The sequence below is a fragment of the Streptosporangium sp. NPDC048886 genome (genome assembly GCF_055586905.1).
The window spans coordinates 45,769-59,635 of record NZ_JBVJHH010000033.1 but is presented as its reverse complement, the minus strand read 5'-3'; the positions used below and the strand labels follow the sequence as shown (position 1 = coordinate 59,635).

Here is a 13,867-nt window from a genome sequence, read left to right as displayed (position 1 = left end):
CGGCCGCGGATGCGCGAGGGCCCGGTCTCCGCCGGAGACCGGGCCCTCGCGCGCCTGGCTACGCCTGGTTCAGTGCCAGAGTGTCACCTCGGTGCCGGGCGGTGCCTGCTGTCCTCCCGGTGGGATCTGGGCCAGGACCACGCCCCGGCCCGGTCCTTTTTTTATTTTCACGCTCATCCCGGCGACGCGCAGCTCTTCCCGAGCCGCCTTGACGTCCTTGAACAGCACGTTGGGGATGATGATGACCTTGTCGTCGGTGGCGTTCTGGTCGTTGTTCTCCCACGGCCAGTGCCATTCGCCGTTGTTGCACTGCGACAGGGTCAGCTTGACGAGGGCGCCCTTGTCGATCTCCGCCTTGGGCTGGGGGTCCTGGGCGATGACCGTGCAGGGCTGGGCGGCGTCGGTCTGCTCGACGAACTGGGGGTTGAAGCCCGCGCCGCGCAGGAAGGCGTCGGCCTGGTCACGGGGCATGCCCTTGACGTCGGGCATGAGCAGGCCCGCGCTCAGTATCAGGTCGACCTTGCTGCTCTCCTTGACCAGGTTGCCCACGGCGGGGCTGGTCCGCATCACCTGGCCGCGCGGCACGGTCTCGCTGGCCTGCTTCCTGACCTTGTTGGCGACCAGCCCGGCCTCGGCCAGCTTCGCCCGGGCCTCGGGCTCGCTGATGCCCACGACGTTGGGCACGGCGACCCGTTTGGGCCCCGCCGACTCGACGAGGACCAGCTTGGCCTTCTCCTCGGTCTCGGTGCCCGCCACCGGATCGGTCCGCAGCACGCTGCCCTTGGGCACCTTCTCGTCGTTCTCGGCCTTGCCGATCTCGACGACGAAGCCGAGCCGCCGGGCCTCGCTCTCGGCGATCTTGATGTTCTTGCCGGCCAGCGTGGGCACCGTGAGGGTGGTGGTCTGGGAGAACAGCCAGCCGGTCACCCCGACCGCGATCACCATCACCACGGCCAGCGCGACCAGGAACCAGTTGGGCCGCGCGCCCTTGCGCGCCCGGGGGGCGGGCGCGGCGGGCTCGGCGACGGGGCTGGTGAACAGCTCCACCCGCGGCTGGATCAGGGTCTGGTTGGCCGGCGCGGGCGCCGCGCCTGGGCCCTGCGGGGGAGCGGCGGGGGCCGACGGCACCGGGCCGCTGTCCCTGGGCAGCATCCGGTGCGCGTCCACCGCGGCGACCAGCAGGGCGGTGGCGTCCGCCGGGCGGGTCGCCGGGTCGCGGGCCGTCGCCTGGGCCACCAGCGTGTCCAGCAGCGGCGGGGTGCCGGGCAGGAGCGCCGAGGGCACGGGCACGGTGTCGTGCACGTGCCGGTAGGCCACCGACATCGGGGTGTCGCCCTCGTACGGCTGGTGGCCGATGAGGAGCTCGAACAGCATGATCCCGGCCGAGTAGACGTCGCTGCGGGCGTCGGCGGCACCGGAGGTCACCTGTTCGGGCGACATGTAGCCGATGGTGCCGATCATGACGCCCGTCCGCGTCTGGTTGGTCGCCTCGATGGCGCGGGCCAGGCCGAAGTCCACCACCTTGACCCGGCCGTCGTCGCTGAGCAGTACGTTCTCCGGTTTGACGTCCCGGTGGACCAGCCCGGCCTGGTGCGCGGCGCCCAGCGCGGCGAGCACCGGGATCATGACCTCGAGGGCCTCGCGGGCGGGCAGCCTGCCCCGGGCGCGGAGCACGTCGCGCAGGGTCCGCCCCGGCACGTACTCCATCGACAGGTAGACGTTGTCCCCGTCGGTGCCCTGGTCGAAGACATGCACCACGTTGGGGTGCGAAAGGCTGGCCACCGACTTGGCCTCGCCGATGAACCGCCGCACGAACGCGGGGTCCTCGGCGAGGGAGCGGTGCATCACCTTCACGGCGACCGTGCGGTCGAGCCGGATGTCCAGAGCCAGGTAGACGGTCGCCATGCCGCCCCGGGCGATCCGGGACTCAACGCGGTAACGCCCGTCGAGGAGTTTCCCGACCAGGGGGTCCGTAAGCGTCGTGTCCACCCGGCTGAGTTTACGGGCGATTTGGCGCCGACAGGGTCCCGGTGTTCCAAACCGATGCCGAGAAGTTGACTGTTTCCTACGGATTCATAGGGGAGGACGCCTCGGCGTAGCGCCGCCGGGGGATCCGCCCCGCCAGCCGGGCCTGACGGCCCGCGACGACCGCCGAGCGCATGGCCTGCGCCATCAGGTCGGGCCGCTGCGCCCGGGTCACCGCCGTGGCCAGCAGCACCGCGTCGCAGCCTAACTCCATCGCCAGGGTCGCGTCACTGGCCGTGCCGATACCGGCGTCCAGGATCACCGGCACCTTCGCCGACTCCACGATGAGCTCGATGTTGTGCGGGTTGCGTACGCCCAGCCCCGAGCCGATCGGCGCGCCCAGCGGCATTACCGCCGCGCAGCCGGCCTGCTCCAGCCTGCGGGCCAGGGCGGGGTCGTCGCCGATGTAGGGCAGCACCACGAACCCGTCGGCCACCAGCCGCTCGGCCGCGTCGAAGGTCTCGATCGGATCCGGCAGCAGGGTGCGCTCGTCGGAGATGACCTCCAGCTTGACCCAGTCGGTCTCCAGGGCCTCCCGGGCCAGCCTGGCGGTCAGCACGGCCTCCCCGGCGGTGAAGCAGCCCGCGGTGTTCGGCAGGACCTTGATGCCGCGCCTGCGCAGCACGTCGAGGACCGAGCCCCGCGCCGACGGGTCCAGCCGCCGCATCGCGACCGTGGTCAGCTCGGTGCCCGACAGGGCCAGCGCCTGGTCCAGGACCTCAAGTGAGGGCGCGCCCCCGGTGCCCATGATGAGGCGGGAGGAGAACTTCTCCCCGCCGATGATCAGATCGTCGTCCATGCCCGTCAACCTCCCTGTACCGCGGTGAGCACCTCGACCCGGTCGGCCTCGGCGAGCGTGGTGGAGTCCCACGAGCCCCGCGAGACGACCTCGTCGTTCACCGCCACGGCCACGCCGCCGCTGAGCTCGGTCAGCGTCCGTACGGCCTGCGTCACGGTCGCCCCGGTGGGCAGTTCGCGCGCGGTGCCGTTGATGGTCACATTCATGGGTGCTCCTGGAAGCGCAGTGGCGAGCAGATCGTCGACAGTTCCCCGTCCGCCTCGTCGTCGCAGAGCTCGGCGGTGAGCGGGGCGAGCAGCACCCCGCCCCGGTGGTGCCCGGTCGCCATGGACAGGCCGGGCAGGAGGGTGGGGCCGACCAGCGGCAGGTTGTCGGGGGTGCCGGGGCGCAGCCCGGCGACCACGTCGGCGAGCTCCAGCTCCGTCACGCCGGGGACCAGCTCCCGGGCGTCGCGCAGCAGCTCCCACAGTCCCCCGGCGGTCACCCGGGTGTCGAAGCCCATCTCCTCCTGGGTGGCCCCGACGACGAGCTCCCCGTCGCCGCGCGGCACCAGGTAGACGTGCGCGCCGTGCACGACGCCCCGCACGCACCGCTGGAGGATCGGCGCGGGGGAGCGCAGCCGCATGATCTGCCCCTTGATCGGCCGCACCGGCGGCAGGACCTCGGGCGGCAGGCCCTCCAGCGATCCCGACCAGGCCCCGGCCGCCAGGATCACCCGTGCCGCCCCGACGGTCTCGCCGGTCGCCAGCCGTACGCCCGTGACCGCGCCGGCGGCCGTCTCCAGCCCCGTCACCCGGGCGCGCACCAGCGCGCCGCCCCGCCGTTCCAGGGCGGTCAGCAGCGCCCCGGTGACCCTCCTGGGGTCCACCCACGCGTCCGCGCCGGCCAGCAGGCCGCCGCGGACGGACGGCGCGAGCATCGGCTCCAGGCGGCGGCACTCGCGGCCGGTGAGCCGCTCGGCGGGCAGGCCCAGCTTGTCGACGAACACGGCGAGGTCGTCGAGCACCGCCAGGTCGTCGGCGCCGAAGGCGACCTCCAGCGTGCCGTCGGCGCGGTAGTCGAGGTCGTGGCCGCTGTCGGCGGTGAGCTCGGCCGCGAACGCGGGCCATTGCGCCAGGGAGGCCAGGCCCAGCCGGAGGAGGGGCTCCTCGGTGTAGGTGGCCTCGCTGACCGGGGCCAGCATGCCCGCCGCGGCGTGTGAGGCCCCCGAGGCCGGGGCGGGGTCGACCACCGCCACCGTCCGCCCCCGTTTGGCCGCCCGCCAGGCCACCGACAGCCCGACCACGCCCCCGCCGATGACGAGGACGTCGAAACCGTGCGCCATACGTGCTCCGCTCCCTTCGCCGGCATGATCCGGATCAGGTCCGTGGCGGTCGAGGGCCCGCTCGCGGTCGCGTCGGAACGCCGGCGGCCCCGTGCCGTGCCCGCCCGCGCCTGCTGCGCGAGCTTTCCGCACCTCACCTGGCCTACCGCGGTCCTCGTCGCCCGCAGCCCTCCTCTCAGCCCGGTGCGTCCCGGGCTCCCGCGCGTCTTGTAACTCCCACCCTAAGGGCTTCGACAACTCCCTCACCGCGCCGAATGTGCGGTAAATACCGTTTTCGTTATCAAACCGCGTTGGTAGCGGGTCGGCCCGGCCGCTTAGGCTCGTGAGTTGTGAATCATGTCGTGGTGGTTGGCGCCGGCCTGGCCGGCGTTCGGAGTGTCGAGGCGTTACGGGCCCGCGGGTTCGGCGGCACGATCACGTTGCTCGGTGAGGAGGCGCACCGGCCCTACGACCGCCCGCCGCTGTCGAAGAGCGTCCTGCTGGGCGAGACCGACTCCACGATCGTCGACTCCGACCTGGACGCCCTGGAGGTCGACTTCCGCGCGGGCGTGGCCGCCAAGGGGCTGCGCGAGGGCGTGGTGGAGACCACCGAAGGGGAGCTGGCCTACGACGGGCTGGTCATCGCCACCGGGGCGCGCCCGATCCGGCTGCGCGGCGACGGCGCCCAGCACGTGCTGCGCACCATCGACGACGCGCTCGAACTGCGCGCCCTGCTCACCGCCGGCACGAAGGTCGCCGTCATCGGCGCGGGCTGGATCGGCGCCGAGGTCGCCACCGCCGCCCGCAGGGCCGGCTGCGAGGTGACCGTCGTCGAGGCCGCCGCCGTCCCGCTGAGCGCCGCCCTGGGCGCCGTGGGCGCGCACACCGCCTCCTGGTACGGCCAGGCGGGTGTGGACCTGCGGCTGGGCACCGCGGTCGCCTCCGTGGACCAGGGCGGCCTGACCCTGGCCGACGGCTCCGCGGTCGAGGCCGGCGTGGTCGTCGCCGGCGTCGGGGTGCGGCCCGCGGTCGAGTGGCTGGCCGGCTCCGGCGTCGAGCTCGGCAACGGGGTCGTCACCGACGAGCACCTGCGCACCTCGCTGCCCGGCGTCGTCGCCGTGGGCGACTGCGCGGCCTGGTGGTCGCGCCGCTACGGCCGCCGCATGCGGGTCGAGCACTGGGACACCGCGCTGGGCGCCCCCGACGTGGCCGTGGCCGCGCTCCTGGGCGAGGAGGCGGTCTACGACCCGGTGCCCTATTTCTGGTCCGAGCAGTTCGGCCACATGGTGCAGTACGCCGGCCACCACGACGGCGAGCGGCTGGTCCTGCGCGGGGACCCGGCCACCGACGCCAGGTGGGGGGTCTGCTGGGTGTCGGAGGACGACAGGCTCACCGCGGTGCTCGCGGTCAACCGCCCCCGGGACCTGGTCCAGGGCCGCCGCCTCATCGAGCGCGGGCAGCGCCTCGACGTCGGCCGGCTGGCCGACCCTGCGGTAGCGTTGCGCGACTGTACTGCGGCGTAACCTCGCCGCCGGTGTTTGGCGAAAGGCCCGATGTGGTAGTGGTGGATTCGTGACGCTTTCTGTTGCGCAGATCGACCGGGAGACCGACGAGCTGGTGGGCGAGTGGCTCACCCTGACCGAGGTGGCCAGGCGGCTCAACCTCAGTGCCGGTCGTGCCAAGCAACTTCTCAAGGACCGCAAGCTCATCGGAGTGAGACGGGGAGGTGGCGAGCCCCAGGTCCCCGCCGCCTTCCTCGGCGCCGACGACGTCGTCAAGGGCCTGCCGGGCACGCTCACCGTGCTGCTCGACGCCGGATACAACGACGTCGAGTCGCTCCGCTGGCTGTTCACCCCGGACGAGACCCTGCCGGGTTCACCGGTGGACGCGATCGTCGCGGGCCGCCATACCGAGGTCAAGCGGCGTGCCCAGGCCCTCGGTTTCTGAGGCCCGCCTCTACCTGTGCACCGACGGGCGCCGCGATCGGGGGGATCTCGCCGATTTCCTCGACGCGGCCCTCGCGGGCGGGGTCGACATCGTGCAGCTCCGCGAGAAGGGCCTGGAAGCGCGCGAGGAGCTGGAGCTCCTTGAGGTCTTCCGCGCGGCCTGCGACCGCCACGGCAAGCTGCTGGCGGTCAACGACCGGGCGGACATCGCCTACGCGGCCCGTCCCGACGTGCTCCACCTCGGCCAGGACGACCTGCCGGTACCGGTCGTGCGCGACATGCTCGGCGACGACATCCTCATCGGGCGTTCCACTCACGCCGACGAGGAGGCGTCCGCCGCGGCGGTCGAGCCCGGCGTCGACTACTTCTGCTGCGGCCCGATCTGGCCCACGCCCACCAAGCCCGGGCGGCCGGCCCCGGGGCCCGGCCTGCTGCGGCACGCCGCGTCCCTGGACACCGACCGGCCCTGGTTCGGCATCGGCGGCATCGACCTCACCAACCTGGAGGAGGTCATGTCGTACGGCGTGCGCCGGGTCGTGGTCGTGCGGGCGATCACCGAGGCCGACGACCCGAAGGCGGCCGCCGAGGAGTTCCAGCGGCGGCTGACCGCCTCGGGCTGACCGTCCCGGGCGGCCGGGGTCAGGTGCGGCGCGCCGTCGCGGCCACGGCCAGATCGGCCAGGGCCGCGCGGGCCTCCGCGGTGATCGGGGCGTCGTCCAGCGACTCCAGGGCGTCTTCGAGGTAGCTCTTGATCATGTCCTCGCAGGCGACGAGCGCCCCGGTCTCCTCGATGATCTGGCGCAGCCGGTCGACCCCGGCCGAGTCCAGCGCCGGGTCGCCGAGGGTGGCGCGCACCGTCTCGGCCTGCGCCGCGGAGGCCGCGGCGAGCGTGCGGGCGATGAGCATCGTCCGCTTGCCCTCCCGCAGGTCGTCGCCGGCGGGTTTGCCGGTCTCGGCCGGGTCGCCGAAGACGCCGAGGATGTCGTCGCGGAGCTGGAAGGCGATGCCCACGCACCGGCCGTACTCCTCGCAGAGGCGGTCGATCCACGGGGCGCGCTCACGCGCGGCCAGCACCAGGCCGAGCCGGAGCGGCTGCTCCACCGAGTATTTGCCGCTCTTGAAGAGTGCGACCCGCAGCGCGCTGTCGAAGGTGTTCTCGCCGTGGGCCTGCTCCAGCAGGTCCAGATACTGGCCGCACATCAGCTCGGTGCGCATGTGGTCGTGGACCTGCTGGGCCGCCGCCAGCGAGGCGGGCGGCAGGCCGCTGCCGCGCCACATCTCGCCGGACCAGATGAGCATCAAGTTGCCCAGCAGGATGGCCGCGCCCTCGCCGAACTGCTCCGCCGAACCGTGCCAGCCGGCCTTCTCGTGCAGCGCCTGGAACCTGCGGTGCGCCGACGGCATGCCCCGGCGCAGGTCGCTGGCGTCCATCACGTCGTCGTGCACGAGGGCGCTGGCCTGCAGGAGCTCGAGCGACGCGGCGGCGGTGAAGAGCGCCGGGTCGTCGCCGCCGCCCGCGCCGCGCCAGCCCCAGTAGCAGAACGCCGGACGCAGCCGCTTGCCGCCCGCCAGGAACTCCTCGGCGGCGGAGATGAGAGGAGCCAGCTCGGGGGCGCTGACCTGAGGTCGCTGCCGCTCGACGAACTCTTTGAGAGAACGATCCACTTCAAAGCGGATGATGTCGAGCGCGGCGGCGGAAGTGGTCATGCACTGACATTATCTGGCCCGACCGACGGCTCCTATCTGTAGAGGTGGGTGTTTCGTCCCATGAGCATGATTGCGGGGGGTCAGCCGGCCGGGTGCCCAGTACCCTAGGGACATGGCTCTGGGTCGCCCGTCAATCCTTCCCGACCGCGTGCCCACCGTCCGCGAGCTCCTCGCCGCCGGTGGCCGGTCGTTCTCCTTCGAGTTCTTCCCGCCGAAGACCGACGAGGGCGAGCGGCAGCTCTGGCGCGCCATCCGGGAGCTGGAGGCACTGCGCCCCACGTTCGTGTCGGTCACCTACGGCGCCGGCGGCGGCACCCGCGACCGCACGGTCGAGATCGTCGAACGGCTCGCCCACGAGACCACGCTGACCCCGGTCGCCCACTTCACCGCCGTCAACCACTCCATCCGCGAGCTGCGCCACCTGGTGGGCCGCTTCGCCGGGGCGGGCGTGCGCAACATCCTCGCCGTGCGGGGCGACCCGCCCGGCGACCCGACGGGGGAGTGGGTGCGCCACCCCGAGGGCGTGCTCTACGCCGAGGAGCTGGTCCGGCTGATCCGCCAGGCCGGCGACTTCTGCGTCGGCGTGGCCGCCTTCCCCTACAAGCACCCCAGGTCGGGATCGGTGGAGACCGACACCGAGCACTTCGTGCGCAAGTGCCGGGCGGGCGCCGACTACGCGATCACCCAGATGTTCTTCCGGGCCGACGACTACCTGCGGCTGCGCGACCGGGTGGCGGCCCGGGGCTGCGACACCCCGATCATCCCCGGCATCATGCCCGTCACGCAGATGAGCACGATCGTCCGCTCCGAGCAGCTGTCCGGCGCGCCGTTCCCGGCCGAGGTGGCGGCGCGGTTCGAGGCCGTCGCCGACGACCCGGCCGCGGTGCGCCGGCTGGGCGTCGAGCACGCCGCCGAGCTCTGCCAGACGCTGCTCGACGAGGGCGTGCCCGGCATCCACTTCATCACCTTCAACCGCTCCAGTGCGACCCGCGAGGTCTTCCAGGCCCTCGACCTGGCGCCGGAGCGGAGCAGGCTGGCCGTCTAGCGCCGTGACCGGGGGCGGCGGGCGCCCCGGCGTGCCCATGGCGCGCGGCCGCCGTCAGGAGTCCTCGGCGGTCTGTTCCCTGAGCGGGAGCACGGCCCCGAGGATCGCGTAGCGCTCGTAGCCACCGGGGAAGACGAACTGGGTGAGCAGGTCCACGAAACCGGCGCTGCGGTAGAGGTGCCGGGCCGCGGTGGGCTGGTCGCGGGTGGACAGCACGGCGGTGCGCTCCGGCCGGCCGGCGCACATGCCGACGACGAGCGCCCGGCCGATGCCCTTGCCGTGATGGTCGGGGTGGACGTGGATCTCGGCGAGCTCCAGGGCGTCGCCGAGCCAGCCACGCGCGCTCCCCTCGCCGTTGCGCTCCGCCATGGCCCGGTGGACGACGTCGTGCCACCACTGCCCGGGGACCCCGTGGAAGCCGTAGGCCAGGCCCACCGGAGTCCCGTCGGAGCGCTCGGCGAACAGGCAGGCGAATCCCGGATGGAGGGCGTGGTTCCCCATGATCGTCCTGCGGCCGGGGAGCTGGTCGACCGGCGGGTTCATCGCCGCGGTGTAGATCTCCAGGACCGCGTCCAGCCGAGTGGTGAACTCATCGGGGCCGACCCGTCGCAGTCCGATCACGCCACGCACCCTAGCAGGGCAGACGTCGCCGAGGATGTCGAAAGGGGCGTAAGCGGTGTTTAGTATTTTTCATAAAATTACTAGAGCGCTTTTTGCCGGAGAACCGGCCGCGGGGCCCCGGGCGACGGTCATCGCTCCACCTCCACCGGGGTGCCGCCGGTGATGCGGACCAGCTCGGCGAAAGTGATGGGGAAGACCGTGTGCGGGTGGCCGGCGGCGGCCCAGACGGTCTCGTGCCGGTCGAGCCAGACGTCGACCAGGGTCCTGAGCGGTGCGGGGTGGCCGATCGGGGCGACGCCGCCGATGACCTGGCCGGTGGCGGCGCGCACGAAGTCCGGGGCGGCCCGCCGTACCTTCGCCGCGCCGACCGTCTCGGCGATCAGGTCGGTGTCCACCCGATGGGCGCCGCTGGTGAGCACCAGCAGCGGGTCCCCGTCGGCGTCGAAGACCAGGCTGTTGGCGATGGCGCCGACCTCGCAGCCGAGCTGCGCGGCGGCGGTCACGGCGGTCGGGGTGGCCTCGGCGAACACGACGATCTCGCCGGTGACGCCGTGCTCCTCCAGGACCGCGGCGACCTTCTCGATGTTGGGATGCAACTTTTCTGGCACGCGGCCACTCTAAACAGATTGACCATTGATTGCCGCTTCATCACCTCTGGCTGAGACAGGCGGTTCATACGCTATGGTCCCTTGGTTCGGGCATCGGTGATATGAGGGGATGATTTCACGTGGGGGTTGAACGGCAGCTCGGAGTGGCTGCGCTTATGACGGCGGGGGCCGTGCTCGTCGCCTCGCTCGGCTCGGTCGGCGTCGCGAACGCCCAGCCCGTGACCCCGGCGGCCCCGGCCGTCGTGGCGCAGGCCGGCGCGCAGGCCGCGGCGCCCGAGTTCGTCGCGCCCGGCAAGACGCTCAAGATCGGTGCCAAGGGCAACGAGGTCAAGGTGCTCCAGGGCCGGTTGAAGGAGCTCGGCTACGCGCCCGGCAAGATCGACGGCCGCTACGGCGGGGCCACCCAGGCCGCGGTCTGGGCCTTCCAGAAGGTCAACGGCATCTCGCCGACCAGCACCGTGGCGAGCAGGACCTGGAACGCCCTGGAGGCGCCCAAGGCGCCGAAGGTGCTGGTGCCCGGCGGCAAGCCGACCCGGGTCGAGATGAACCTCGCCAAGCAGGTCATGGTCCTCTACGTCAACGGGCAGGTGAAGCTGATCAGCCACACCTCCTCCGGCAGCGGGATCCCCTACTGCGAGACGGCGAACTGGAACGGCAAGGTCCAGCGCTTCTGCGGCGACGCCCGCACGCCGACGGGTGACTACAAGACGACCTGGCGCAGGAGCGGCTGGCACAAGTCCTACCTCGGTCAGCTCTACAACCCGATCTTCTTCAACGGCGGCATCGCCTTCCACGGCGCGCTGTCGGTGCCGCTGGCCCCGGCCTCGCACGGCTGCGTCCGGCTCCCGATGAACGTGGCGGGGATGCTCCCCAGCCTGCTGGGCAAGGACGTGCCGGTGCACGTGCGCGGCAAGTTCGTCCGATAGCCGCAGGTCGAAGCCCCGGGAGATCCTGATCTCCCGGGGCTTTGCCGTCTCCGCAGGGATCGAACCTTTGTTCGTCGCTTTACTTGACACTACGAGTGATCGAATTTATGTTCGATGTAATGACGTGAAACTCGCGGATCACGTCCAGGGTGGTCGATCGTGCCCACGCCGTCGTCGCGGACGGCCGGGCCAGGTCGGGACGGACGGGGAGAGGGGAAGCTCCTCGTCCGGCCGCCCGGGGAATTTGTCGGTGGGGTCTGCGAGTGTTGACACCACCGGTGAAAACGCCGGGAGCCGCTTGCGACCTAGGAGGCTGAAGCACATGACCCCTCGGCCCAGCGATCCCGGCGGGCCCCGGCTGTCGACCACAGCGCGGGCGCACCTGGCCGATGCCCGTGACTGCCTGGAAGAGGCGGCCGCCGCACGGACCCCCGCCACCCGTTACGTCGCCGCCCACCTGGCGGCCCTCCGGGCGGCCGCCGCCGTCCTCGCCGCCCGGCCGCGCCCCATGGACGGCCGCAGGCGCCGGCTGCGCAGCGCCTGGGAGCTGCTGCCCGAGGCCGAGCCCCGGCTCGCCGACTGGGCGCCCTACTTCGAGATCAGCGCGACCAAGCGGGCCGCCGCCGAGGCCGGGATGACCCGCATGGTCTCGGCGCGGGACGCCGAGGAGCTGATCTCCGAGGCGGAGCGGTTCGTCACCGCGGTGGAGAGCCTGCTCGGCGTGCCCACCCAGCCCACACTCCCCGGCCGCGTCCCCCTGGCCGGCTAGCGCCCCGGCCCGCCGTCCGGCCGGCGCTCCGGCCTGCCGGCGCACCCAAGGGAGGCGCACTGTCTGCGTTCCCGCCGGAGGCACACCCGCCTCCGGCCTGCCGCCCGGCGGTTCTCCTCGCCGTCCGGCGTGGGCCGATCAGGCCGCCGAGGAGGCCGAGGAGGTCGCCTGGCGGGCCGCGCGGTGGCGCAGCAGGAGCATGGCGGCGTCGTCGCCCAGCGGGCGGCCCACATGGCGCAGCAGGTCGGCGCGGAGGGCGTCCAGGGCGAGCTGCGGGTCGGCGCCGTTCAACAGGTGCGCCCTGGCCGGGAGCGGATAGAACTGGCCCGCTCCGTTGCGCGCCTCGATGACCCCGTCGGTGTAGAAGAGGACCTGGTCTCCCGGCTCGAACGGGATCTGGTGCGGCACCGGCTCGCCGGCCTTCAGCGGGCCCATGCCCAGGGGGAGCGCCTCGTCCGGGGGATCGGCGAACCAGTGCCCGCCGTCGGAGCCGAGCACCATGGGCGGCGGATGGCCGCAGTTGATCACAGTGATCGAGGCGCCGCCGGTGATCTCGGCGAGTATGGCGGTGACGAACTGCTCGCCGGACAGCTCCCGGGTCAGGGCGTTCTCCAGCCGGGCCACCAGGCCCTGGAGCTTCGCCTCGTCGTGGGCGGCCTCCCGGAAGGCGCCCAGCACCACCGCGGCGGTCTCCACGGCCTCCAGGCCCTTGCCCTGGACGTCTCCAACGATGATCCGCACCCCGTGCGGGGTGGTCACCACCTCGTACAGGTCACCGCCGATCCTGGCCTCGGCGGTGGCCGAGGTGTAGGAGACGGCCACGCCGATCCCCGGCCCGGCCCGGCGCGGCACCGGCCGCAGCAGCACCCGCTGGGCCGCCTCGGCCACCGAGCGGACGTCGGCTAGCTGCCGCTCGTGGCGGAGCCGTCCGGCGCTGGCCAGCACGCTGGCCATGGTGACGCCGAGGATGGCGCCCATGGTGATGTTGGTGCGGGAGGTCCAGAGGATGTCGTTGTAGAGGCCGAGCGCGACGCACAGCGCCAGGGCGATCACGCCGACCACCGTGGTCCGGGCCAGCCCGCAGGCCACGCTGGCGAAGGCCGGCCCCAGGGCCAGCAGGGGCAGGAGACCGGCCGTCGGACCGGAGCCGAAGTCGATCAGGGCCACCACGGCCATGACGATGAAGGGGAGCAGCTTCAGGGTGTCCTGGGTCCTGCTGCCTCCGACGGAGGTCAGCAGCCTCAGGAACGCGCGGGTCTTGGTCGACCCCAGTGACGCCATGATGGCGTCGAGGCGGCTTCTCGGGCGACGCTGAGAGTGATCGTGCCGACCCTCTCCCCCTGCCATGTCCACCACATCTCGTTAAATGCCATGTTTGCCTTTTCCTACCACAGGGATGGTCATCCGTGGCGCGATGCGGGCGATGTTCTAACGAGAGGGCGAGATTTCCCGGTGGGTGGGTGCGCCGGCCCCGGCGCACCCACAGCCGGACGGATCGTCAGAAGGACTCGACGGCGCGACGCGCCTCGGGGTCCAGGACGCCCCAGTTGATGAGCTCCTCGGTCAGCTCGGTGGGGGACTTGTCATAGATCACGGCAAGGGAGCGCAGGTCCTCCTGGCGGATGGACAGCACCTTGCCGTTGTAGTCGCCACGCTGGCTCTGGATCGTGGCCGCGTAGCGGGCGAGCGCGCCGGCCTTCTCCTTGGGGAGCTGGGCAAGACGCTCAAGGTCGATCACAAGCTTCGGCGTCGGGCCGAGCGGGCTGGGCGCGGCGCCACCCGGCAGCAACTCCGAGACCGGAACCCCGTAGAAGTCGGCCAGTTCGGCAAGCTTCTGCACCGTCACGGCGCGGTCCCCGCGCTCGTAGGAACCGACGACAACCGCCTTCCAGCGTCCACGGGACTTCTCTTCGACTCCGTGCAGGGACAGGCCCTGCTGGGTGCGGATGGCGCGGAGTCGTGCACCCAGCGACTTGGCGTACTCAGACGGCATCGTGTTGGCCCCCCGGCTCTGTTATGTACTGCTTTCACTTGATTGTGCTCCCTCGCAACATATGCCCCAACCACCGGATTGGTGCCTGGGGTAGGCACCTTCGGTGACCGGAGCGCCGGGGTTTA

At 72.1% G+C, this 13,867-nt stretch carries 15 protein-coding genes; 6 read left to right on the top strand and 9 right to left on the bottom strand.

Annotated elements, in window-relative coordinates:
• Positions 1-69: 69 nt before the first annotated feature.
• The 4 genes from pknB to thiO form a co-directional block, all read right to left on the bottom strand.
• Entirely contained in the window at positions 70-1,989 is a 1,920-nt protein-coding gene (gene pknB, locus ACZ6R6_RS33800; RefSeq protein WP_470100272.1) for a Stk1 family PASTA domain-containing Ser/Thr kinase, read from the bottom strand.
• Between the two features lie 76 nt (positions 1,990-2,065).
• Complete coding sequence (locus ACZ6R6_RS33795) at positions 2,066-2,824, bottom strand: thiazole synthase (RefSeq protein WP_470100270.1); 759 nt, start codon at positions 2,822-2,824, stop codon at positions 2,066-2,068.
• 5 nt (positions 2,825-2,829) lie between these two features.
• Positions 2,830-3,030 carry a sulfur carrier protein ThiS gene (gene thiS / locus ACZ6R6_RS33790; RefSeq protein WP_470100268.1) on the bottom strand — a complete coding sequence of 67 codons (201 nt, stop codon included), beginning with the start codon at positions 3,028-3,030 and terminating at the stop codon, positions 2,830-2,832.
• Positions 3,027-4,148: a glycine oxidase ThiO gene (gene thiO / locus ACZ6R6_RS33785; RefSeq protein ID WP_470100266.1), complete on the bottom strand. Its 1,122-nt coding sequence runs from the start codon at positions 4,146-4,148 to the stop codon at positions 3,027-3,029. Before thiO ends, thiS begins: the two co-directional genes overlap by 4 nt.
• A 329-nt stretch (positions 4,149-4,477) precedes the next feature.
• Between thiO and ACZ6R6_RS33780 the strand changes: the two genes are divergently transcribed.
• From ACZ6R6_RS33780 to thiE, 3 genes are read left to right on the top strand one after another with little or no spacing between them, the layout of a single operon-like run.
• On the top strand, positions 4,478-5,650 hold the full coding sequence (locus ACZ6R6_RS33780; protein ID WP_470100264.1) for an NAD(P)/FAD-dependent oxidoreductase: 1,173 nt from the start codon (positions 4,478-4,480) through the stop codon (positions 5,648-5,650).
• A gap of 49 nt (positions 5,651-5,699) precedes the next feature.
• The gene (locus tag ACZ6R6_RS33775) at positions 5,700-6,074 is read left to right on the top strand and encodes an Rv2175c family DNA-binding protein (RefSeq protein WP_306857667.1); all 375 of its coding nucleotides are present in this window, start codon (positions 5,700-5,702) and stop codon (positions 6,072-6,074) included.
• Positions 6,052-6,693, top strand: a complete 642-nt coding sequence (gene thiE, locus ACZ6R6_RS33770) for a thiamine phosphate synthase (protein WP_470100262.1) — start codon at positions 6,052-6,054, stop codon at positions 6,691-6,693. The genes ACZ6R6_RS33775 and thiE overlap by 23 nt, the downstream gene beginning before the upstream one ends.
• A 19-nt stretch (positions 6,694-6,712) precedes the next feature.
• Here thiE and ACZ6R6_RS33765 read toward each other — a convergent pair whose 3' ends face one another.
• Positions 6,713-7,780, bottom strand: a complete 1,068-nt coding sequence (locus tag ACZ6R6_RS33765; RefSeq protein ID WP_470100260.1) for a polyprenyl synthetase family protein — start codon at positions 7,778-7,780, stop codon at positions 6,713-6,715.
• Between the two features lie 112 nt (positions 7,781-7,892).
• Here ACZ6R6_RS33765 and metF point away from each other — a divergent pair, with 112 nt between their 5' ends.
• Complete coding sequence (metF, locus tag ACZ6R6_RS33760) at positions 7,893-8,825, top strand: methylenetetrahydrofolate reductase [NAD(P)H] (RefSeq protein ID WP_470100258.1); 933 nt, start codon at positions 7,893-7,895, stop codon at positions 8,823-8,825.
• A 54-nt stretch (positions 8,826-8,879) separates the two neighbouring features.
• Here metF and ACZ6R6_RS33755 read toward each other — a convergent pair whose 3' ends face one another.
• Positions 8,880-9,446, bottom strand: a complete 567-nt coding sequence (locus tag ACZ6R6_RS33755) for a GNAT family N-acetyltransferase (RefSeq protein WP_470100256.1) — start codon at positions 9,444-9,446, stop codon at positions 8,880-8,882.
• A 128-nt stretch (positions 9,447-9,574) separates the two neighbouring features.
• Positions 9,575-10,054, bottom strand: a complete 480-nt coding sequence (locus tag ACZ6R6_RS33750) for a YbaK/EbsC family protein (RefSeq protein ID WP_306857673.1) — start codon at positions 10,052-10,054, stop codon at positions 9,575-9,577.
• 119 nt (positions 10,055-10,173) lie between these two features.
• Between ACZ6R6_RS33750 and ACZ6R6_RS33745 the strand changes: the two genes are divergently transcribed.
• Both ACZ6R6_RS33745 and ACZ6R6_RS33740 read left to right on the top strand, forming a co-directional pair.
• Positions 10,174-10,980: a L,D-transpeptidase family protein gene (locus tag ACZ6R6_RS33745; protein WP_470100254.1), complete on the top strand. Its 807-nt coding sequence runs from the start codon at positions 10,174-10,176 to the stop codon at positions 10,978-10,980.
• 322 nt (positions 10,981-11,302) lie between these two features.
• On the top strand, positions 11,303-11,749 hold the full coding sequence (locus ACZ6R6_RS33740; protein ID WP_470100252.1) for an SAV_6107 family HEPN domain-containing protein: 447 nt from the start codon (positions 11,303-11,305) through the stop codon (positions 11,747-11,749).
• Positions 11,750-11,887: 138 nt separating this feature from the next.
• Here ACZ6R6_RS33740 and ACZ6R6_RS33735 read toward each other — a convergent pair whose 3' ends face one another.
• A complete protein-coding gene (locus ACZ6R6_RS33735) occupies positions 11,888-13,030 on the bottom strand; it encodes a PP2C family protein-serine/threonine phosphatase (RefSeq protein WP_470100250.1) in 1,143 nt (380 codons plus the stop codon).
• A 217-nt stretch (positions 13,031-13,247) separates the two neighbouring features.
• On the bottom strand, positions 13,248-13,742 hold the full coding sequence (gene bldD, locus ACZ6R6_RS33730; protein WP_012889498.1) for a transcriptional regulator BldD: 495 nt from the start codon (positions 13,740-13,742) through the stop codon (positions 13,248-13,250).
• Positions 13,743-13,867: the final 125 nt, after the last annotated feature.